We start from the raw sequence: 23,537 nt of genomic DNA, 5'->3' as shown, positions 1-23,537 counted from the left end.
ATTTATACTCGGTGTTATTTTATTCTAAAAACGAATACGTACTCTAAGACTTTATTTGCACTAAATCGTAATCGGCCATACCAGGTACTATTGCCTGTAAGCGAGATTCGGTTACATCGAGTGCATTTAAACATTCGCAATACTCAGAAGCCTTAAGCTCTAATTGATGTGCCTTTTTTTGTAGCGATTTATCAATTTCTCTTGAGATAATATCCATGCGTTGCCCCATGTCGTTAATGCGATCTTCTATATTACCTTCACGCGATTTAAACGCATCGCCAAGTGATACCAAAATAGCACCTAACGATCCATGAACAGCAGAGTGAATTTGCTGGCTGATCTCTTTAGTAAAAAAGTCATCTATTTGCGAAAGTGATTGAGGGGCTATAAAAAAGAAGTCATCTCCGCGCTTAAACTTATCCATTAGCGCGCGCTCTACATACTGCAATTGTGTTTTAAGTACTTCAGGTTCTTTGTCTGACATACCTTCAACTACGTGTTCAATAGCGCTTAAACCTAAGTTAACACCATCGGTAGCAAGGTTTACTAATTCGGGGACTGTGTGGCGAATACCATTACTAAACTGTTCGAGTACTTTGCTTTCGTCATCGCTTAAATCAACCCAATAACCGCGAATAAACAGTTGGTTATTGTTATTAATTTGGACACGAGTTTGGCCTTTATCTAATATGCGAATTGCATCGTCAGTAATAATTAAACCATGACGTAATTCAACATCGCATTGGGCTTGAGCAAAGACACTAGTGCTTGAGAGCGCCATGGATAACGCCAATATCGAACGAGATAGAAACGCCATAAACACCTCAAAAAGACTAAAATGGAAGGCGAGTAGGTTAACAAAAAAACAACTTTATGCAAGGGAAAATAAACCTATCAACTATCTCACAGAATAGTTGTATAGAGTGCAGCTTGAGTTTTTAGATACGGTTATGTTGGGCAAAATCAACAGTCCAACAAAGGGCTTAATATATAGCTAGAGAGGGTAGAATTGGCTCATAATAAAATAAGAACACGTGGTTTTTAAATGAAATTTAAAAAGATACAGCTATTTATATCAATTAAGCTTAATAGCCGACTCTAAATTTACTCTGGAGCCGGCTTAAAAACTAAATATTTAGTGTGAAACCACTATTAAGCGAATTGCATCAAGTTGTAACTGCGTTTTTTCAATATACGTAGTTAGGTCGTTACGTTGCTTATCGTAGAAGGTAATTTCTTCTTGGCGAATATTCGGATTAATTTGCTTAAGGGCAACAAGTCGCTCTTGCTCTTCACTGAGTGACGTTTGCATTTTAGCAAGTGACGCTGCGCGAATAACTTCAAGTTTTTCTTGTGCCATATCTTTAGCGGTAGTGATCATCGGGTGAACAGCGCTTTGCAATGCACCAGCAAGCTTACTTGCTGTTTGGCGGCCAACGGCTGATAACTGCTGATTAAAGCCTTCAAATGCCACGTTTTCACCTAGGTTATTACCTGCTTTATCGAGTAATATACGAATTGGTGTCGGCGGTAAAAAGCGACCAACTTGCAATACTTTTGGTGCCATTGCTTCTGCAACAAAAATAAGCTCAACAAAAAAGGTACCAGGCGGTAACTTTTTGTTTTTAAGTAAAGCCACCGATGCGCTACCAAAGTCGTCGTCACAAATCATATCCATGGTGCCTTGCACCATAGGGTGATCCCAGCTGATAAAGTGTACATCTTCTTGCGAAAGTGCCGTGTCGCGATCAAAGGTAACCGTCATGCCGTCTTCTTTAAGCGATGGGAACGATGCATTTAACATATGTTCCGTTGGCTTTAAGATAATAGTGTTTTCGCCTTTATCTTCTTGGCTTACGCCAAATGTGTCAAACACGTTGATCATGTAGCTTGGCAATTCAAACTGGTTATCGAGCTTTTCGATATCAGTTACAAGCGAGTCAGCAGCACCTTGACCCGATGAATGTAGTTCTAGTAAACGATCTCGTCCGCTTTCCATTTTTTTACGCAGTACCGCATTTTGTTGTGCTACTTGCTCAAGTAATGGATCGAGCTCGTCTTCATCGCAGTTATGCGCAGAAATATACTCAAGTAGGTCATCACGGAACTCTTTATAAAGCATTTGCCCCGTTGTTGATGTAGATTCGAATGCATCTAGACCTTCGTTATACCAACGTAGCAGTACTTCTTGAGCGGTGTTTTCAAAATATGGCACATGAATGTTCACATCTTGCGTTTGACCTATACGGTCTAGTCGACCAATACGTTGCTCGAGCAAATCTGGGTTCAGTGGTAAATCAAACAACACTAAATGATGCGAGAACTGGAAGTTACGACCTTCTGAGCCAATTTCTGAACACAGTAATATTTGTGCATTATCGTACTCGTCTGCAAAAAATGCAGCAGCGCGGTCACGCTCAATAATAGACATGCCTTCGTGAAATACCGACGCTTTAATAGCTTCGCGTTCACGCAGTATTTGCTCAAGGCTGATAGCTGTTTCAGCTTTAGCACATATAAGCAGTACTTTTTCGCGCTTAAGTGTTTTAAGGGTGTCGATTAACCAATCTACACGTGGATCGAATAAACCCCAGCTTGCGCTTTCGCCTTCAAATTCTTGAAATATTTTTTCAGGAAAAAGAGCACGGTGTGCACTTAGTTCAGGGTTTTGAATGCCGCCCATGTTACCAAGAACCGACATAGCCGTTTTATACTGCTTTGGCAATGCCATTGGGTAGGCGTGTAATTTACGACTAGGGTAGCCATCAATGCCGCTGCGGCTATTTCTGAATAATATACGACCTGTACCGTGGCGATCGAGTAGCATGTTAAGTATTTCTTTACGCGCTGGTAAATCACCTTGCTGTGCTTTTTCAAGAATATCAGTAATGTCGGTTTCTTTTAATAACTCAATTAGCGTGGTTTTGGCTGCGTCGTCCAGAGCTTGCTCTTGCAGTAATTGATTTGCCGCTTGCGCTACGTCTTTATAATTTGCTTCTTCTTCTTTAAACACGTCGTAGTCGTAAAAACGATCCGGATCGAGTAATTGTAAACGCGCAAAGTGACTGCTGTGACCAAGTTGATCAGGCGTTGCTGTAAGCAAAATAAGGCCCGGAATATCTTGGCTAAGCTCTGCCATACGTTGGTACTCTGAGCTTGGTTTGCCGTTATTTATACTTAGGTGATGGGCTTCATCTATAACTAGTAAATCCCAATCAGCAAGCGTTGCTTGTTCAAACCAACGTTTTTTCTTGGTTAAAAACTCAAGGCTGGTAAGTACTAGTTGCTCTGTATCAAATACGTTTGGAGAATCTGCAAACGCTTCGTCGCAGCGCTCTTCATCAAAAATAGAAAAACGTAAGTTAAAGCGGCGTAGCATTTCTACTAACCATTGGTGCTGTAAGTTTTCAGGCACCACAATAAGTACGCGGCTTGCACGGCCACTAATAATTTGTTGATGTAGTATCATGCCCGCTTCAATTGTTTTACCAAGGCCTACTTCATCTGATAAAAGTACGCGTGGGGCAAAACGTTTACCCACTTCTTGGGCAATATAAAGCTGGTGCGGAATAAGATTAGCACGCTGACCAATTAAGCCTTTAATAGGCGATTGTTCACGTTCAAATTTATGTAACCACGTTTGGTAGCGAAGTGTGTAGCGATCAAAACGATCGACTTGGCCTGCAAATAAACGATCTTGTGGTTTATTAAACTTAATAAAATGATCTAAAAAGGTCTCTTTTAACTTGGCTGTTTCGCCATTATCAACACGGGTGCCGTGATAACAAAGTAACTCGCCTTGTACTTCAATAGACTCTACTTCTAATTCCCATTCTTCAACGCTTTTGATCACATCACCAGGATTAAATGCCACACGGGTAACAGGTGCTTCTGCACTAGAATAAACACGGTTTTCACCACTGGCAGGAAATAATATGCTGACCTGACGGCCTTCAATGGCAACAACGGTGCCTAATCCTAAATCTGACTCTGTATCACTGATCCAACGCTGACCTAAGGAAAAATTCATGTATGTCTCGTCTATGATGAAAAAGGCGGCTATGTTACCTGTAAGCTAACACCACTGCAAGGCGCTATTTGGCTCACTTTTAATTAATTTTGTAAGTGTTAATTATTACTATTAAAACAGCTTGTTTATGACTCTTTTTTAGGTAAATCAAAACTAATTACAGTTTGTAATAAAACGGACTTTTATGACAAATAGACTAAACTTACATTATGCCTTAGCAATTAAGTATTGCAGGTTTAAGTTTTGCCCGTTTTACTTAGTTATTTTGGTATAGCATAAAAATCATAAAACGTAAGGAAAGTGCTATGGAAAAAGCTTCGAACCTTGAAAGTAAAATGTATGTGCTAGATACCAACGTACTACTTCACGAACCACTCGCTTATTTGTCTTTTCAAGAGCATGACGTTGTTATCCCAATGACGGTGCTTGAAGAGCTTGACCACATAAAAGACAGAAAACACGACGTAAGTCGTGATGCGCGCGTCGCTATTCGTGGATTAGATGAAGTTCTTAAAAATGCAACGCCCGAACAAATGCTACAAGGCGTGGCGCTGCCAAGTAACAAAAAGGCAAAAGCGAGCTCTGCAGGTACCCTCATTATTGTAAACGACCATTTATTTGCTGACTCCATTTCTGGTTTACCAGGTAACGAAAACGACCATCGTATTATTAATTGCGCCGTGTACTTACAAAAGCAGCACAGTGATTCAAAAGTAATACTTGTTACAAAAGACATAAACATGCGTTTAAAAGCCAAAGGCGCCGGACTTAAATATGTTGAGGATTACCGCACCGACCAACTTATTGACGATATAAGCTTACTCACTAGTGGTTATAAAAAAATTGAAGGTGATTTTTGGGATCATGTAGGGGAGTGTAATACCGAGCAACACGGACGTGATACGTTTCATCATGTGCCTAAAAACTTAGTACCTGATGTATTTTGTAATGAATATTTACTTGATGGAGGGGAGCAGTTTGCGGCGCGCGTTAAATGCTACGATGACGAGCACATAACGCTCAAAGATATTGGTGTTGAGCGTTTAATGCATCAACAAGCATGGGGCGTTAAGCCCAAAAATATTTATCAAGGGATGGCATTAGATGCACTACTCGATACAAATATTGAACTTGTTATTTTAACAGGACCTGCAGGGTGTGGTAAAACCTTGTTAGCACTTGCCAGCGCCCTTGAAATGGTCATCGAAAAAGGCATTTACGATAAAGTAATAGTTACCCGTAATACGCCAGAAATAGCAGAGTCCATCGGCTTTTTACCAGGCACGGAGGAGGAAAAAATGGCGCCATGGCTTGCAGCTATCACTGATACTCTGGAGGTATTGCACAAAGGCGACGAAAATCCAATATCGAGTCGAAATTACATAATGGAGAAGGCTAATGTACAGTTTAAATCGGTTAACTTTATGCGCGGGCGTAGCATTCAAAATGCGGTGGTAATTCTAGATGAGAGCCAAAATTTAACGGCATCTCAACTTAAAACGATTATTACTCGCTGCGGCGAAGGTACTAAATTAATTTGTACAGGTAACTTGGCGCAAATAGATAGTAATTATTTAACGCCAGTAACATCAGGCTTAACCTACATAGTAGAGCGCTTTAAAAACTTTGAAGGCAGCGCAACAATAAATCTCAACGGTGTTGTACGTAGCCGCTTAGCATCATTTGCAGAAGAAAATTTATAACTTGCGCTTAACAAATTGGCTCGATAGTCTATCGATTGATTTTCGAGCCAAATGGCAGGCAGTACATTGATTTTTTTACCTCTGAAGCATTATTATCGTTCATTATTTATTGCGCTGTTAGTGCCATTGATTGTCGCTTTTTTACTGTGCTTGCACTTATATAATATAAAGCTTGAGCGGACGGTTGAAAAACGCCAAGCTGATTTTACAAATGTTTCAGCACAGGTTACTCACGGGATGGACTCGGTGAGTAATCTACTTACCACCATGTTTAACTTATACGAGCAAGCGACTTATCCCAAAATAAACCAAGATTTGCTCGAAGGCATAAATCAATATGATGGTTACTATTATCGTCATTTTATTGATCAAAGTACGGAAATTGTAGGTAAAGGTGAGTTTGCGTTATCAGCTAAGGCATTAATGCAGTGGCAGCAGGCTATTACATTAGGGCCTTCGTTTAATACAACGCTTGCGTTGATGCAGTCGTTATCTGCTGTAGCGTATGTTGATGATAATGGTTTTGCTTATGTAAGCAGGCACAACAAAAGCCAAAGTTTAATGCTTACTGAAATTCTAAATGGAAAATTTAAGCCAAAATTTTCGCAAAACAAACTTACTTCAAGTCCTATTGTTAAAGTGAATGACAATTCGTATTTTGCTATTGGTCGACAACGAAGCACAGGCTCAGCCGAGTACATTATTTTAATTTATGATGTTCAAGCAATTTCTGGATGGTTAAAAAAGGTGTCACCAAACAGTGGTGAATACGTTTTTATGAACCAATCGCATCAAATTATCGCCAGCTCTAAACAGATAATAGAGCAAGCAACTGCGTTAAAAAATTATTGGCCGGACTTGGCCGATCATCAGAGTCAAAAAACAGTATTAACTAGTGATAGTAATTACTTTATGCAGCCTATGGATGAGTTACCTATTCACGCAGCATTTTACGAGCACAAACCCCAATTAATAAGCTCAATTAAGTATGAGATATTACTAGAGTTTACATTTTTAACGCTATTTTTAAGTATTATGTTTGGCGTGTTTTTTTGGTTAAGTCAGCGCATTTTTATAAAGCCGATGACTCACTTAATGTCATACCTTGAGAGTAACGGTACACAACCCCAAGAGCAGCTAAATTACAAAGTACCATTGAGCTGGCAACCTTGGTTTTCTAAAGTGAAGCGTGTATTTACTAAAAACAAACAGTTAGTTGATTCATTACAAAGTGCAAATAAAGCTCTGGACGACCAAGTTCAGCTGCAATCAGAAAAGCTAAGCCGCAGTTACGAAGCGAAAGAGCGCCACTTAGCTTTACTCAACACTATGCTAAACAGTGTGCCAGATCTTATTTACTTTAAAAACATTGATGGATCATTCTTAGGATGCAATAAAGCATTTGAGGCGTATATCGGTAAAGATCAAACTGCATTAGTTGGTAAATATGTGGATGATTTAGGTGACAATGATCAGCAAATAAATGCGCTTGAAAAACAAGTATTACAAAACAGGAATAGTGTTGAACAGCGAATAGAAACCGATACAAAATCGTATCAACTTACTATTGCACCTTTTTACAACGAGCACCAACATCTGTTAGGAACCATGGGCATTGGTCGCGATATTACTGAACAGCAACAAACATTATTAGCCTTAAAATCATCTGAATCTAAATTTAGAAGTGCAATTGAATTTGCGGCTAACTGCGTGGTTTTACTCTCGCTTGAACACACCATATTGCAAGTAAATAAAGCAGCAAGAAAGCAGTTTTCTGATCAGCCAGTACTCGTTGGGGAGCAGTTAAAAGCATTATTTGATGACTCCCAATGGCAGCAAATAAAAAGCACTTTAGCGCAATTGTTAGATGACAAAAAACGCGTATACCATTTAACGCTTGCTCAAGGGGGCTTAACAAGCTGGTTGCAACTAAGTGTATCGCTTGTATGGGATGAAAACCGCGATCCAGCTTATTATGTTATACACATTCAGGATGTAAGTGCCTTAACTAAATCAAAACTAGATGCCGAACGAGCAACCCTAGCTAAAAGCCGCTTCATAGCCAATTTAAGCCATGAAATACGCACCCCTTTGAACGCTGTTTTAGGGTTGCTTGATATGTTAATTGAGCAAGGCTTAACTCAAAAGCAATTACAACAAACGGATCAAGCTAAGCATGCAGCACAAAGTTTGTTATCAATGCTTAATAGAATGCTTGATTTTGCGCGTATTGAGGGCTCGCAAACCGATTTAAAACAAGCATCGTTTAGCATGGTTGAGCTGGTGGATATTTGTGAAAGCTTAACGGCTCCATTGTGCGAAGGAAAAGGTATTGAATTTGTTATTGATATTGACCCGTTAATAGCACCTGATTTGATATGCGACAGTATACGTTTACAGCAAATATTAGGTAACTTATTAACTAATGCCGTTAAGTTTACAAAAACAGGTTCCATTACTTTAAAAATGGAACTTATTGAAAGCGATAGCCTAGAGCAACAGCATATTTGCTTTAAAGTAATTGATACTGGTATGGGTATAGATGAAGCCGATCAAAGTCGCTTATTCGACGCTTTTACTCAAGGTGATGAATCTTCAACCCGCATACACCAAGGGGTTGGGTTAGGTTTAGCTATTGTTAAACATGCAGTATCGTTAATGGGTGGGGAGATTGCTTTAAAGAGTAAAAAAGGCCACGGTAGCGAATTTTATTTCAGTATTCGCTTTTTAGTTGATACCACTAAAAACACAGTGTTACCGACTAATACATTGGCTATTTTATCTGATCAAAGTAAAGAGCTTAAGCAGGTGACAAATGCATATAACGAACTTGCTAATATTAATTTAGATGAAGTACTAAAATACCCAATTAAGCTCTCTAATACTCAAAAAATAATAATTGATGCAGCTGACTTACCTGCACTTTTAAATGTTGAAGCGATTAATGATTCGTTATCAGCTAAAGAAACATCGGTAATTATTATTAATCATCAGCACACACTTAATTTACCGACAAGCGAGCACTTAGCTGCGCATCACGTTAAAGCATCGGCATTAGGGCAAAGGCTATTTAGTTTGAACTCTCAGCAAAAGCCTATAGTTAATACAAGTGCCGCAGTTCACAGTGCAACTGAAAGTAAAGCTGATATATCGGGTCTACTTGTATTAGCAATTGATGATAATCAGCTTAACTTAGAAATAATTAGCAGTGTTCTGCGCCAAGCAAACGTAAATGTTGTTACGGCTTTAAGCGCATCAATTGGTATGGAATTATTGCAAGTTTTAAAGCCTGACTTAATATTGATGGATGTGCAAATGCCGAAAATAGATGGTTGTCAAGCAACCGCTTTGATTCGTCAACAGTTTGACGCAAAGCAACTGCCTATTTTTGCTTTAACGGCTCATTGCGAGCCTGCTGATGTAGAGCGTTCTTTAAAGTGCGGCATGAATAAACATTTAACTAAACCGGTTGTTGCTAAAGTACTTATTGATGCAATTGCTGATTTAAACTTAGTTAAACCAAGTTTTTTTGAAAAATCATTTGCTTTAACGCAGTTTAGTATGGATGAAAAACTACTTAATACGATGATTGATAAGTTTGCTAGCTTGTGTGAAACCCAGCTATCGCAACTAGAAGAAACAACCAATAAGGATGATTTGGTACGTTTAGTGCATAGTATCAAGGGTGTAGCAGGTAATTTAGGTTTTAGACGATTATCACATTGTGCTTTATTGTGTGAAAGAACGCTTAAAACAACTAATAAGCCTATTGAAATAACACTACAAGAGCTTATCATACAGCTAGAACAGGTAATTGTTTTTATAAAAGGGCTAGGGGTTAGGGATGTCGAAAAGAGCTAAAGTACTTATTGTGGATGATGATCCAATCAACAGATTAGTACTTGAAAAAACACTTAAAGCAGAACACGACGTGTTCTTGGTTGAAAGTGGTGAAAAAGCACTGACCTTTGTAAAAACAGCGCAAGTTGATTTAATAATCCTTGATGTAATTATGCCTGGAATTGACGGCTATCAAGTACTTGTGGAGCTTAAAGAAAACCCAATAACTCAGTCTATTCCTATTATATTTATATCAGCCAATCGTAGCCATGATGATGAAGCAAAGGGCTTAGAGCTCGGTGCAATGGACTACATAACCAAGCCATTTAGTCCTTCTATTGTTCGCGTTAGAGTGCGCAACCAACTCCTCATAAAGCAAAAAAATGATTTGCTAGAAATGCTAGCTTCGATAGATGACTTAACTGAAATACCAAATAGACGCTACCTTGATGAAAACTTATCTCGAGAATGGCGCCGCAGCAAGCGAAGTGGAACACCGCTATCGGTGTTACTTATGGATATAGACCACTTTAAACGTTACAACGATTGCTACGGACACCGTGCTGGCGATGAGTGTTTAAAGAATGTTGCGCAAGCACTTGCGGCTCAATGTGAACGTGGCAGTGACTTTATTGCTCGTTATGGCGGAGAAGAATTTGCTGCTGTGCTACCAGGAATTGATAAGCATGAAGCTATGGAGTTTGCTAATAAATTACGCAATGCTGTAAATGCTTTGAATATAGAACATAAAGCTTCATTAAATGCAGACCACATCACTATAAGTATAGGTATTGCCACTACACAAAGTGGTAAAGTGTATGCTGAGCAAGCATTATTAGAAGAGGCCGATTTAGGCTTATATGCCGCTAAAGACGCAGGACGAGATAGAATAGTCGCACGCTAAAAACTTAATATACAAAAAACGCCAATATTCATATATTGGCGTTTTTGTATCAAACATTTTTTATTGGTTACTGCGTGATCATACCTAAAGCGGTGTCACCAATGCCCACTAACTTATCATTTTTAAATACAGGTGGCGTACATCCATCTTTTGTTGTTTTTGAATCTGAATGCTTGCTATGCGTTACATAAAAAAGTACTTGGTATACATCATCATCTTTTTTTAATAGCTCAGTGAAATTAGGCGTTTTTAATTGCGTTAAAACAGACTGATAGCTGCTATCCATTTTTAGCTCTGATATAACTTCACGATTATTTTTATGCTGTGCTTGCCAGCTTGATGAGTTTTTCCCTGCCTAATGAGTCTCAGCTTCGCCATCTGACACGGCAATAACACAGCCTGTTAAAAATGGAGCGATTAAAGCGGCTGCTAAAAGTGATTTTTTCATTTTTATTTACCTTAATAAGATTTTTAATTGGTTATTAACTGTATTAAAGCAAAGAGTAGACCATGTTGATAAGTTGTTATTAATCAAATTGTTAAGTGGTTTTAGCTGTTTTTATCTAACAAAATATTAAATATATTAGTAAAAACAGCCATTTTTTAGCTTATTTGATTACTACAATAAAATGGCTAAACCAAGCGGTTGCGTGATTCACCTTTAGTAAATGCCGCAATATTCAAACTTACTTCATTAATTAAACGCACAATAGATTCAGTACTTGCCCATGCAATATGTGGAGTAAGTAATAAGTTATTGCCTGTGTAATTAGCAAGTGGATTTGAAGTTTCAGCAGGTTCTTTAGTTAGTACATCAACACCCGCTCCAGCAATTAGGTTTTGCTTAAGCGCTGTTGCTAAGTCGGCTTCGTTAATAATACCACCACGTGCTGTATTAATAATTATAGCGCTTGGCTTCATCATTTTAAGCTCATTAAGTGCGATTAAATCACGTGTTTCATCTGTAAGTGGGCAGTGTACGCTGATTATATCGGCTGTTTTAATGACGTCTTCAAAAGGCGTACGACCATCACGACATTTAACCCCTTTACGCTCTGCAACAATAACATTAGCGCCAAATGCCTCAGCCACTTTAGCAACGCCTTTGCCTAGTGTACCGCCGCCTATAATGGCAAATGTTTTACCTTGTAAGTCGTTAAAGCTGTAATCGAGTATGCAAAACATTTCACTTTTTTGCCATGCGCCTTGCTGGCAATCCGCCTGATAGCGGTGGGTGTTACCCAGTAAGTTAGTAATTAAAGAAAATGTATGTTGAACAACTGAAGGGGTTGAGTAGCCAGCTACATTAGTTACGGCAATACCAAATTCTTTAGCGGCTTCTAAATCAACATTATTAGTACCGGTTGCACTTACGCAAATTAATTTCAGCTGTGTTAGCTGACTAATTGTATCGCGATTCAAAACTGCTTTATTAGTGATTAATACATCAGCGCCTTGGCAATGCTCAATAACTTGCTCTGGGCTGGTAAGTTCATAAGTCGTTAATTTACCAAGTTGTTCTATACACGAAAGAGATGTTTTAGCTAACGTTGCGTTATCAAGAATAGTAATGTTCATTATGAGCCCTAAAATAAGTGGATCTGAAAGAGTTAAAATCGTAAAAAAGAGGCTTACGATCCATCAAAAATCTAAAATATGGGCTTAAGGTACTACGAAAGAAAGGCTTTGTTAATGCTATTACTACCAAATGATTAGAGGGCTATGTAGTAGTGGTCTGCCCACTAGCAGATTGAGAACATGGTATTTTGCTAGACTGATCAGTTTTATTGCACTAATAAGCAAGCCTATGGTCATAGAAGGTAATTAAACTCGGCATTAAAGCAAGTTGCTAAAAATAAAAATCGTTTTTTTGGTTATTTCGCATTTTAGATTGGCTGAGTTATAATCGGATATAGACATAAACGGTGCGCTTTAGCGTGCCGTTTTTTAACATTGTAGATGTAGTAATGAGTGAATTAGAAGATAAATACGCAGATATACGCCCATACAACGACGACGAAGTTGCGGCGTCGCTTACACGTTTGATTAACGATGATGCGTTTATTGATGTAATAGCAAAGTATAATTTACCGCGCTTTTTATCGGCAGTGCCTTTTATTGCGCGTCCAATGGTAAGAAGTCAGTTACGCAAAAAATGGGGCAAAGTAAGCACCGTTGAAGATGTGCAAAATGAAGTGGCGCAATACTTAGATAAACTAGTGAAGCGCACCACATCAAAAGTTACCTTTTCTGGGCTAGATCAGTTAGACGCTAATCAGGCTTATTTATTTATTTCAAACCACAGAGACATAGTGCTTGATCCTGCATTAGTTAACTGGGGTTTATATCAGCATAAAATGAAAACAGTGCGTATTGCTATTGGCGATAATTTATTGCAAATACCTTACATTACTGAGCTTATGCGTTTAAATAAAAGTTTCATTGTTAAGCGCTCTGCTAAAGCACCAAAAGAAATGCTAAAAGCATTGACCCAGTTATCGTCATATATTTATGACTCTTTAATCGGTGGAAATTCTATTTGGATTGCACAAAAAGAAGGGCGTGCAAAAGATGGTTTTGATCAAACTGATCCTGCGCTTTTAAAAATGCTGCAATTAAATGGGCGTAAACAAAAGAAAGAATTTGGCGATTATATTAAAGAGCTAAAAATAGTGCCTGTTTCTATTTCTTACCAATATGAACCGTGTGCAATTGCTAAGGCAAAAGAGCTTTATCATAAACAGCATCATGGTGAATATATTAAGTCAGCGGGTGAAGATATTGCCAGTATTGTTGAAGGTTTTAGTTCAGCTAAAGGGCATGTGCATTTAGCATTTGGACAATCAATCGAATCTAAATGTGATAGTGCTGAAGAGTTGGCTAAAACAATTGATAGGCAAATTGTAGATTCGTTTTATTTGCATCCAGGTAATTACATTGCTGGTGGCTGTAAAGAGGCGGTAATAGACTCTCCAGATACAGCGACGTTTGAGAAGCGTTTAGCCTGTGTACCAGAAGAGTTAAAACCGTTAGTGTTGGCCATGTACGCTAAGCCATTTCACCGCAAAACAGAGATAAATACCAATAGCTGTGAGCATTAATAATCCCAGCTCAACAAAACTAAGCAGCAATTAAATTGCTGCTTTTTTTTTGCTCAAAAATAACGCTATACTAATACCTCCTCTTCAACTGGGCGGTACTTATACATGCAACAAATTGAAATATTTGATATTCCAAGCCCTTGCAAAAGTATTTGCTTAGTTAATAACAGAGGGTATTGCAAAGGGTGTTATCGTAGTCGGGATGAACGCTTTTCGTGGAATACCTTATCGAACGACCAAAAAAAGAAGGTGCTTAGTTTGTGCCAGCAGCGCTACAAGCGCTACCTACAAAAAAAACAGCAAAATGCAGTGCCAAGCACGCAGGCGCAGCAGCAAGGGTTCGACTTTTAAAAGCTCAATCCATATTTGGCTCTTAGTGCGTACACAGTGCCATTGTTAGTTAAGTTAATTAATGACATTTTAAGCTTTTCTACTAAGTTTTTATTACGCTTATTTAAATAATGATAAAGCGGATGAGTACTCAACACTTCTTTTACAAAACAGCCTTGAGGTGACGGGAGGTCATTGTTTTGCATTATAAAGTTAATCATTAAAGCCCCTTGTACTTTCTGCTGAGCAAGCAAATTGAGTTGGGTATTAATGCTTTTAACTTTAATAATATTTCCTGCAAACTGTGTGTTTGCTAAATAATGTTCTTGCACAGGGTAACCGCCAATAATTGCGACACTATCGAGCTGCTCTAAATGGCTAGGCAAACAGTTTTTATATAATACTAAGTCAAACTTAAATAGCTCATAATCAACTCTAATTAAGTTCTCGTAATTTTCTTCAATGCTTGCGTCTCTCCCTAACTGCCCATCAAGTACGCCATTATTTGCAGCGAGCAAAGCATTTTGATGGTTAAAATCGATTATATTTATTTTAAAACCTATATCTGCGTATGCTAATTTTAAAAGCTCTAAGGCATAATCAGCTTGAGGTGTGCTTTGCGGACGGTTAAAAGTAAGGTTGTATTGATGGCTAAAACAAGGTGCAATAAAAAATAAATTTACCAATAATAACAAGATACTAAAACGTCTGTTCATTATCGGTTCCAATTACTACAGAAATAAATAAAATAAGACGCGTATAATAACAAGTAGATTACCTCTTGCCCAGTTTAGAGGGGGAATCAAATAATCTTAAAAACGAATGAGGAAGTATTGTGAGTTTTAATTTATGTCTATTACCACGTGAAGAAAAATATCAAATTCAGTTAGATTATGAAGCGTCTTTTTGGGCGTATCAAATTAAGCGTAACAAAAAAACGAGAGAGCAAGTTTACAGCACAATCCATAGCCGCCCAATGGCAGAGCAAATGGTCTTGAAACAAAAATTTGAACAGTATTTAGCGCTAATGCTTAGCTAAATATCGATATAAAAATGTATAAAGTTGAAGTGTTAAATGAACTAAAAACCCCACTTGTGAATAAATTTTACAAAAAGCACAGCGTAAGAGGGCGTGCTAATAAACAAGATAAGGTATGGGTTACTTACTATAATAATGAAATAGTGGCAGCATGTAGGTTACAAGATAAAACAGAGTTTTTATTTTTATCTACCATGTTTGTTGCGCTGGAACATCGCGGTAAAGGGATTGCAAAACAATTGCTTTCAACACTCTTAAAGTCGCAAAATAGAGAGATAAAGACCTTCGCATATGAAAACGTAGCTGATTTATATTGTGCTATTGGTTTTAACCAGGTGTTAACATATACTCTTGCTTTACAAGTACTTTTTGATACTTACAAACATCGAAATATAGTCGCTCTAGAGTACCCATAATAATAAATAATAATATGGAATAAGCATGAGTAAATACGTTAATGGGATCATTAGTTGCTTTGTAGTTTTAATAACTATTCTAAGTTGCCAAGTAGGGGCACAAGTAAAACGTTTATCTCCTAGCGAAGGCTTATCGCAAAGCTACGTTAATACAATGCTTATAGACACTAACGGTTACCTTTGGCTTTCGACAGAGGCCGGGCTTAATCGTTATGATGGCTATCAAGTTATTCCAATAAACGGCCCTAATGGTGAGTTAGAAGAGGCGATCATCGATCGTATTTACCAAGACCCTCAAGGGCACATTTGGATAGCCTCTTTACTTGCAGGCCTATTTAGATACGACCCCGTAACAGATTCATATCAGCAATTTCTAGAAAAACCGACCAGTGAAGAAGAAATTATCAATCAGTCTGTTTTTAGTATGGTGGCCGTTGATAAAAAAACACTTTGGATTGGGCGAGGCCGCGATTTTGCAAAGCTTGATATAGCAACCGGAAAAATAACAACTATTTTTGAGCTTCCGGCTAAATATAAAAATACTCTTGTGAGAAAGCTGTTTGCCTACAATGGTTATATATTTATAGGTACAAGCCATGGTGCATACGTATTTGATATTGCCACCGAGCAAGTTAGACCTCTACAGCATTTAAAAGGTGAAGCTGAACATATTTACCAAAATAATGTGAAGTCTTTCGCATTAGGTGAAAATAAACAGTTGTTAGTAGGGGCGGTACAAGGCTTATACGAAGTTGATATTAGTAACTTATCAAAAATGTTTGAACGCCCAGATTTACCTTTTAAAAGTAAAGTATTACTAAGTGACTTAAATGTTTGGAGCATAGTAAACGAACACGGAACAATAGATTTAGCTACCGACAAAGGCTTGTTTAAATTTGATTTAAACACAAAAGAGATGATTAAAAATACTCGAATAGCCAAAAGTAAGTACACACTTGCCGATACCAGTATTATTGATATGGCTAAAGATAAATCGGGTGGTACATGGGTTGCGACTAAGACTGATGGAGCGTTTTACTTATCTCACGACAGCTATCATTTTAATAATGTCGATGGCACTTTGCTCGGAGGGGATGGTTTATCACATCACTCTATCTGGGGGATTACCGAATATAAAGACAAGCTTTGGCTTGCAACGCATAACGGTATTACCGAGGTTGATTTAAAAACAAATATTGGTAAAGCTTATTTAAAAGACTACAAAGTCGACTTACTCAACACTGAGTTTACCGTATATGAAATAACGCCCTATAAAGATAATTTATGGCTTTATACAAACCGTGGTTTATTTATTTTTGACCCTGTAACGCATCAAGTTAGCGAACCTAAAGTGCATAACCCTGCTAATCAAGAGTTGATTACTGGTAGAGTGCATGGCGTTACACTAATGCCAAATGGAGATCTATACTTTGTACACTCAGATCATGGGGTATTTATATACAATATAGATTCTCAAGTAATAACGCGTTTGGGTGGCCAGTTTGATCAATTTGAACCCTTTTTAGCTCATGGCTTTTTACCCGCGTTGAGTAATAAGCCAGACTCGCCACTATTTTTTAATGCTGGAATTTTATATCAAGTAAACCCAACTGATTTAGCACTTAAAATGATTTACAAAGTGCCAAAGCAGCATGAAAACGTAGCCATTAGCGTGCTTTCTTATTTAATAGATAACAACAATATATTGTGGATATCACTTTCTAATTTTGGCTTGATAGGCCTTGACGCGTCTACTTATCAATTAGTACATACAATCGATTTAGAGAAGAATAAATTAGGCACATTGCTTTACGATATGGTGCTAGATGATGATGGCATGATTTGGATGAGTAGCCATAAAGGCATTTGGCGATTAAACCCAGAAACACTTCATTTTCAACAATTTTCTACGTCAGAAGGGCTACTCTCTGCTGAGTTTAATAGTAACGCCATGGCACAGCTTAAAGATGGCCATATTGCGTATGGTAGCTTAAAAGGTTTTACTTATTTTCACCCAATGGAAAACCAAAATTACCAATCACTTATTGATCACGTAAATATTACGCGAGTTGATTTAATGTCACGAGATCTATCGCTTGATTTAAAACAGCCGCTCAACGAGGTTGTGTTAAACCATGATGATATAGGGCTTGAAGTGGCATTTTCTGCCATGGCATTTAGCAATCAAGAACGCATCATTTATGAGTATCAACTCGATAACGGACAAAAAAGTTATACTCGAAATAACAACCGCGTATTGTTTCCAAAATTGAATCCAGGTAATTACCAATTAAAAGTTTGGGCTAAAGACCCTCTGACTGGAGAATATACCTCGCCTGCTATTTTAAAAATAAAAGTAAAATATCCGCTTTGGCGTGCACCTTATTTTATGGTGCTTTACGCCATGCTGTTTATTGGTTTTGTTGCTATGTGGGTTATGCGCCGTAATAAAATTCAGCGTATTTTATTGGCAGCAAATAAAGAAAGTAAAGAAAGCGAAGCCCGTCTAAAGCTAGCGCTTGAAGGCAGCGAATCGGGTGTTTGGGATTGGGAATCAAGCAATCCAAGTATTTACCAACCTCGCTTAGCGAGTGAGTTAGGCTACGAAAATGAAACCGTAAGCCTTGATGAATATTTATCTAAAATTCATCCGCAGGACAAACAGCTATTTCGCTTAGAGTGGCTTGAGTTTTTATCTACCGATAAAGGTTACTTTAATTGTACCTACCGCCTGCGCCATGCAAAAGGCTATTGGCGCTGGTATAAGGACTTTGGAAAAGTAGTTGAGTGGGATGATAAAACACCACAAAAAGTAGCGGGTACTTATACAAATATGACCCGTGAGATGGTGTTTGAAGAACACGCTTTACTATTTACGGCAGCATTTGAGCAAACACGTGATTGGGTGTTTATACTCGATAAAAACTTAAATATTCGGGCTTCTAATAAATCACTGCAAACCGCCTTTAACTTCTCCGCAGAGTCGTTATCTAGCCGGACTTTAAATTTAGGTATATCGCGCAGCAATCGTTTTGATTATTTACGCATTATGCAAAAGCTATCTGTTGGGGAGCATTTTTCGTGCGAAGACAGTGTGGTTTTAGCTAATGGTGAATCGCGTCATGTACTTGTGAAAATAAGTGCAGTGGCCGATAACGAGCAGCGCCTTAATAGTTATGTCATTATTTTAACCGATATAAACGCACAAAAATCAGCTGAAAACGAGCTGCACCTATTGGCCAACTACGATGCCTTAACTGGGCTGCCAAATCGTACATTATTTAATGACCGCGTTGAACACGCCCTTGAACAAGCAAAACTGCATGGATGCAAAGTGGCTTTGTTACATATCAATATTAAACGTTTTAAATACTTTAATGACTCATTAGGGCACGAAGCGGCTGATGAGCTAATTAAAGAAGTTGCTGAGCGCTTAAAGTGCTCTTTGCGACCATCGGATAGTGTTGCGCGATTTGGTGGCGATGAGTTTGTTGTGTTAGTAGAAGATATTCATCAGATAGAGCAAGTACTTATAATATGTACTAAGTTGATGGATTGCGTGAATCAAAATATTGCGATTAATGGTCAAGTTGTAAACGTTAATTTAAGTATTGGTGTGTCGATATCGCCAGATGACGCAGAGCAAGGCCCCGCACTTTTAAAAGCTGCGAGCATAGCGTTATATCATGCAAAAGACTCTTTAGAAGGGCGCTACCAGTTTTATAAGCAAGAGATGAACCAGCATGTTCAAAGAGCGCTGCATCTTGAATCTCAGCTTACTAGAGCGTATCGAGAAGAAGAGTTTTGTAATTACTATCAGCCTATTATTAATGCTAAGAGCCAAAAAACAGAAGGCTTTGAAGTGCTGCTGCGTTGGCCCGAAAATAAACTAGTACAAACTCAAGAGTTTTCGCTGGCTGCAGAGGGGATAGGCTTAATTACAAAAATTATGCTGCAGACTTTTGCGCGCGCTTTATTGGAGTTAAAAGAGTGGCGAAAAGCCTCACCTAACCTGTATTTATCTATTAACTTATCAGCACTAGATTTTGAGTTTAAAGAACTCGTACCTGAAATTAAAAAAGCGTTAAATAATTCAGGTGTATCATCTGAGGCTATTGTTTTTGAAATAACAGAGTCTGTACTTATGCGCGACTCTCACCAAGCTCTGCACAGCATGGAACAACTTAAAAAGTTGGGTTGTAGATTGTACATGGATGATTTTGGCACGGGTTACGCATCCCTTACTTATTTAAAACGTTTTCCTATTGATGTACTCAAAATAGATAGAAGCTTTGTACAAGACATAGGCATAGACTCTGATGATGAGGCCATTATCCAATCAACACTCGCGCTTGCAGATAGTTTAGGCAAAGAGTGTGTAGCTGAAGGCGTAGAAAGCTCGCATCAACTTGCTTTTTTAAAGGCGAGAGGGTGCAAGCATTTCCAAGGGTATTTATTTAGTAAACCGGTACCTAATACCGACGTACTCGCGCTTATTAATCGCGATTGGAGTGGTATATTCAATTGAGAATAGTCGCACGGATTTAGGGCCTTTTACCGCAGTGTCTGCAAAACATATGGCTGTTATGCTCATTTAACTGCGTTTTAATGGCCTTATTAGCTTCTAGCTTACTCAAGCCTAACTTATGACGTAGCTCTTCTAGGTGTATTTGTTGAGTGTCATTAAGTGTGCCCCCTTGAATTGACTCGTGCACAGCGTCTTCAAAAAACTGACGGCGTTTACGTATCTGTTCTGAAAAACTAGACGCGAGTAACCCGGTAGGAATAGCGACCATACCCATGCTCAGTAGCGTGATAACACCACCGAAAAACTTACCCAATGGCGTTATAGGTACTACATCGCCATAACCAACGGTCGTCAGCGTTGCCATTGCCCACCACATTGCCGCAGGAATAGAGCCAAATTTATCGGGTTGTATATCGTGCTCAATTAAATAAATTCCGCATGAAGCTAGAATAAGCACGACGGCCATTATAAAAAAAGCAGCCATTAATGAACTACCTTCATCCATAAATGCTTGTAACAATAACTGCATTGCACGGGAGTAACGAGTGAGTTTAAATACTCTTAATAACCTAAGTACGCGTAAAAAGCGTAAATCGAGCGGGAATAAAAACATCATTAAGCTAGGTAAAATAGCAATTAAATCAATAAGTGCCAGTGGCGATAAAAAATATTTTAATCTGCGTTTACTGTTCGAGCCTTCCATTGCTACATATTGTGTTTTATCTATACAGGCCCAAAGTCTGGCTAAGTATTCAACAGCAAAAATAGCGACAGAGACAATTTCTAAAACTAAAAATTCGTCATAATATTTAAGCGCCACACTGGGAATAGACTCAATAACAATGGCTACAACGTTAATCATTATTATGCTAATGAGTGCAATATCAAGAATATGCCCAGCACGGTGATACTCTCCTGTGCCTTCAAATAGGCAAGCCATTTTTTGTCTTAAAGTTTGCGGATTATTCATTATTTAAGTTTAAGCACCATATTAATACTGCCTTCTTCAAAGTCGCGACTAATTTTAAACCCCAGCTTTCTGGCAAGCTCAATCATACCTGTGTTTTCTGGCAGAGTAATACCTTCAACCGACTCTACACCTTGGCGTTTGCAGTGATTAATTGCAGCGCTCATTAGTATACGACCAAGCCCTAAGCCTTGGCAGTCTGAGCGTACTACAATAGCAAACTCAGCATGTAAGTTATCGGGGTCCATAATAACGCGAGACACACCCAGTGTACGGGTTTTACCTTCAAAGCGTTGGCACACAATAAACGCCATTTCACGGTCGTAATCAATTTGCGTCATTTTAGCGAGTTGATCGTGGTTAAACTGTGGAAGCTCGCCAAAAAAGCGTTTATATCTGTCTTCTTTGTTAAGTGACTCGTCAAATACTTTATGAGCTTGTTCATCTTCCGGTTTTATCGGTCTGAGCGTAGCTTGAGTGTTATTTTTAAGTGTTACCACTTCAACAAGGTCAATAGGGTAGGGACGAATAGATAAGCGCTTACGATTGCTCTGAGCTTGATAGCGGTTAAGTGTCATAGTGGCATCGAGCACTAAAAACTGCCCATTGCTGGCAAGTATAGGATTTAGTTCCATTGAGCTTATATCGGGTTGATCAATAACTAACTGAGAAATACGCGTTAGCAGTGCACATAAACGATACTTATCAACTTTTTCGGGGAGTATGCGCTCCTTTAATACGCCTTTATCGTGCGCTGCAGCAATTAAATACTTTGCCAAGTTCATATTCAGTGGAGGTAGAGCAACGGCGGCTTGTGCATATTCAAGGCCAGTGCCTGCTTCACCTAATAATATAACTGGGCCAAAATTAGGCTCGGTTTTAATAGCAATTCGCAGCTCATTAGCGCCTGCTCGCGGCGCCATTTTTTGTAATGAAAACCCTTCAATAACAGCATCCGGATAAGTGTTTTTAATACGGATAAGCATCGCAAAAGCAGTTTGTTCAACCTCGTTGGCGTCGTTTAAGTTAAGTACCACACCACCTACTTCAGACTTCGAAGCAATACTTGGGCTAATAAGTTTCAGCGCGACTGGAAAACCAAGCTCAATGGCTTGCTCTTTGGCTTCTGTTGGGGTGTAAGCCACTTCAGTTTGAATGCATTTAATATCATAGTGGTTTAATACTTGGCTTGCCTGATGAGTAGGTAAGTAGCTTTGTCCATCATCTAAAAACTCATTAATAAGGGTTCTAGCTGCCACCTTATTTATTTTAGCGTCATCAGTGTTCGACTCAGGTGTTTGCGTTAAATGCTTTTGGTTACGACGATACGTTACCAAGTGCATAAATGCGCCAACAGCCCCTTCGGGCGTACGATAAGTGGGTATTGCGTTGTTTGAGCACACTTTTCTGGCAGCGTAAGATGCGTCTTCACCCATAAAGTTAGTTATAACGTAAGGGCGCGCCATTTTAGGTAATGTTTGTAAGGTTTCTACAATAATGTTGGCGTAGTCTTCGCTGGGCGCAAGCGCTGAGGGAGTATGGATAATCAGTAAGTTTTTAACTTCTTTTGCGTGCAGTAAAATTTCTAATGCTTGCTTATAACGCGCAGGTGCTGAGTCGCCAAAAATATCCACAGGGTTTGAGGTGGTTTCTGATTGCGGAATGACTTTATTTAGCGCATTTCGGGTTTCAATGCTTAGTTCTGCTAATTTACCGGAGCTTTGAATTAGCTCATCAACGGCCATAACACCTGGGCCGCCACCATTAGTTAAAATTGTCAGTTGTTCTACTTTTAATAATTTTGGATGCATGGCGAGTGTTTGTGTCGCTGCAAATAGCTCTCGTAAATCATTTACACGCAGCATACCCGCTCGTTGAAATAACGCATCGTAAACAGCGTCAGAGCTTTGCTTTCCACCGGTGTGAATTTCGGCTGCAAGTGCGCCCGCAGTTGTTTTACCTGTTTTAATCGCAATTACAGGTTTACTAAAGGCCGCGGCTCTTGCTGCTGATATAAAGCCACGAATATCTTCAATGTTATCTATGTAGAGTAAAATAGCTTTTGTTTTAGCATCACGACCTAAAAAGTCGAGTAGCTCATTGAAGTTTATATCAAGGCAATCGCCAACTGATACAAAATATGAAAAGCCAATTTCTTTGTTTTTAGCCCAATCTAAAATGGTTGAGCATACTGCTGCTGATTGCGATACAAATGCTATTTTACCTGGGCTTGCCACGGTATGTGAAAAGCTCGCATTTAACCCAATATGAGGGATCAGCAAGCCTAAACAGTTGGGTCCAAGCAAAGTAACTTGCTTGGCTTGAGCGCATGCTTTAAGCGCGCTTTTTTGCTCCCCAGACAGCCCATCGGCAATAACAATAGCGGTTTTACAGCCAAGCTCTCCAAGCTGCTCAATAATATCAATTAAGGTGTTTTTGTTAGTACAAATAACAGCAAGGTCGGGTACTTTTGGTAAGTCAGCAATAGAAGGGTAAGCAAGTACGCCATGTACTGCGCTATGGCTTGGAGTAACAGGCATTATCGGCCCTTTAAAGCCACCTTGAAGTAAGTTGCGCATAACCACAAAACCAGCCCGAGTTGATATGTTAGAGGCGCCAATAACGGCCACTGAGCTTGGGTTAAAAAATTGGGTTATACGCTTAAGGCTCATGGTTTTT

At 38.8% G+C, this 23,537-nt stretch carries 14 protein-coding genes and 1 pseudogene; 8 read left to right on the top strand and 7 right to left on the bottom strand.

Features of this window, described 5'->3' with window-relative positions; translation table 11 throughout:
• Positions 1–43: 43 nt before the first annotated feature.
• Positions 44–817 carry a YggN family protein gene (locus RB214_RS14580; RefSeq protein WP_024595182.1) on the bottom strand — a complete coding sequence of 258 codons (774 nt, stop codon included), beginning with the start codon at positions 815–817 and terminating at the stop codon, positions 44–46.
• A 318-nt stretch (positions 818–1,135) separates the two neighbouring features.
• Positions 1,136–4,030 carry an RNA polymerase-associated protein RapA gene (gene rapA, locus RB214_RS14575; protein ID WP_309167662.1) on the bottom strand — a complete coding sequence of 965 codons (2,895 nt, stop codon included), beginning with the start codon at positions 4,028–4,030 and terminating at the stop codon, positions 1,136–1,138.
• A 305-nt stretch (positions 4,031–4,335) separates the two neighbouring features.
• Here rapA and RB214_RS14570 point away from each other — a divergent pair, with 305 nt between their 5' ends.
• Genes RB214_RS14570 through RB214_RS14560 form a run of 3 tightly spaced genes read left to right on the top strand, consistent with a single transcriptional unit; the run spans position 4,336 to position 10,477 of the window.
• Entirely contained in the window at positions 4,336–5,733 is a 1,398-nt protein-coding gene (locus RB214_RS14570) for a PhoH family protein (protein ID WP_309167661.1), read from the top strand.
• A gap of 51 nt (positions 5,734–5,784) precedes the next feature.
• A complete protein-coding gene (locus RB214_RS14565) occupies positions 5,785–9,594 on the top strand; it encodes an ATP-binding protein (protein WP_309167660.1) in 3,810 nt (1,269 codons plus the stop codon).
• Positions 9,578–10,477 (top strand): diguanylate cyclase, encoded by a 900-nt coding sequence (locus RB214_RS14560; protein ID WP_309167659.1) that lies wholly within the window; start codon positions 9,578–9,580, stop codon positions 10,475–10,477. Before RB214_RS14565 ends, RB214_RS14560 begins: the two co-directional genes overlap by 17 nt.
• A 67-nt stretch (positions 10,478–10,544) precedes the next feature.
• Here the strand turns inward: RB214_RS14560 and RB214_RS14555 are convergent.
• Together RB214_RS14555 and RB214_RS14550 are read right to left on the bottom strand one after the other, a co-directional pair.
• Positions 10,545–10,925: pseudogene (locus RB214_RS14555) on the bottom strand (DUF3192 domain-containing protein).
• Between the two features lie 185 nt (positions 10,926–11,110).
• Positions 11,111–12,055 (bottom strand): D-2-hydroxyacid dehydrogenase, encoded by a 945-nt coding sequence (locus RB214_RS14550; protein ID WP_182712855.1) that lies wholly within the window; start codon positions 12,053–12,055, stop codon positions 11,111–11,113.
• A 389-nt stretch (positions 12,056–12,444) separates the two neighbouring features.
• Here RB214_RS14550 and RB214_RS14545 point away from each other — a divergent pair, with 389 nt between their 5' ends.
• Complete coding sequence (locus tag RB214_RS14545) at positions 12,445–13,578, top strand: 1-acyl-sn-glycerol-3-phosphate acyltransferase (protein WP_309169026.1); 1,134 nt, start codon at positions 12,445–12,447, stop codon at positions 13,576–13,578.
• A gap of 105 nt (positions 13,579–13,683) precedes the next feature.
• A complete protein-coding gene (locus tag RB214_RS14540; RefSeq protein ID WP_008170756.1) occupies positions 13,684–13,929 on the top strand; it encodes a DUF1289 domain-containing protein in 246 nt (81 codons plus the stop codon).
• On the opposite strand, the gene RB214_RS14535 is transcribed toward RB214_RS14540, so the two are convergent.
• A complete protein-coding gene (locus tag RB214_RS14535; protein ID WP_309167658.1) occupies positions 13,926–14,624 on the bottom strand; it encodes a transporter substrate-binding domain-containing protein in 699 nt (232 codons plus the stop codon). The genes RB214_RS14540 and RB214_RS14535 overlap by 4 nt on opposite strands.
• 119 nt (positions 14,625–14,743) lie before the next feature.
• On the opposite strand from RB214_RS14535, the gene RB214_RS14530 reads away from it, so the two are divergent.
• From RB214_RS14530 to RB214_RS14520, 3 genes are read left to right on the top strand one after another with little or no spacing between them, the layout of a single operon-like run.
• A complete protein-coding gene (locus RB214_RS14530) occupies positions 14,744–14,947 on the top strand; it encodes a DUF3283 family protein (protein WP_149593895.1) in 204 nt (67 codons plus the stop codon).
• A 14-nt stretch (positions 14,948–14,961) separates the two neighbouring features.
• Complete coding sequence (locus RB214_RS14525; RefSeq protein ID WP_024596205.1) at positions 14,962–15,363, top strand: GNAT family N-acetyltransferase; 402 nt, start codon at positions 14,962–14,964, stop codon at positions 15,361–15,363.
• A 25-nt stretch (positions 15,364–15,388) separates the two neighbouring features.
• The gene (locus RB214_RS14520; RefSeq protein ID WP_309167657.1) at positions 15,389–19,891 is read left to right on the top strand and encodes an EAL domain-containing protein; all 4,503 of its coding nucleotides are present in this window, start codon (positions 15,389–15,391) and stop codon (positions 19,889–19,891) included.
• 16 nt (positions 19,892–19,907) lie between these two features.
• Here RB214_RS14520 and RB214_RS14515 read toward each other — a convergent pair whose 3' ends face one another.
• Positions 19,908–20,861: an ion transporter gene (locus tag RB214_RS14515; RefSeq protein ID WP_309167656.1), complete on the bottom strand. Its 954-nt coding sequence runs from the start codon at positions 20,859–20,861 to the stop codon at positions 19,908–19,910.
• Positions 20,861–23,530 (bottom strand): bifunctional acetate--CoA ligase family protein/GNAT family N-acetyltransferase, encoded by a 2,670-nt coding sequence (locus tag RB214_RS14510; RefSeq protein ID WP_309167655.1) that lies wholly within the window; start codon positions 23,528–23,530, stop codon positions 20,861–20,863. The genes RB214_RS14515 and RB214_RS14510 overlap by 1 nt, the downstream gene beginning before the upstream one ends.
• Positions 23,531–23,537 lie beyond the last annotated feature (7 nt).

The organism is Pseudoalteromonas sp. HL-AS1 (assembly GCF_031198785.1).
GTDB lineage: Bacteria > Pseudomonadota > Gammaproteobacteria > Enterobacterales > Alteromonadaceae > Pseudoalteromonas > Pseudoalteromonas distincta.
Note: the sequence above shows the minus strand (reverse complement) of the source record. Positions and strands in the feature narration are given on the sequence as shown.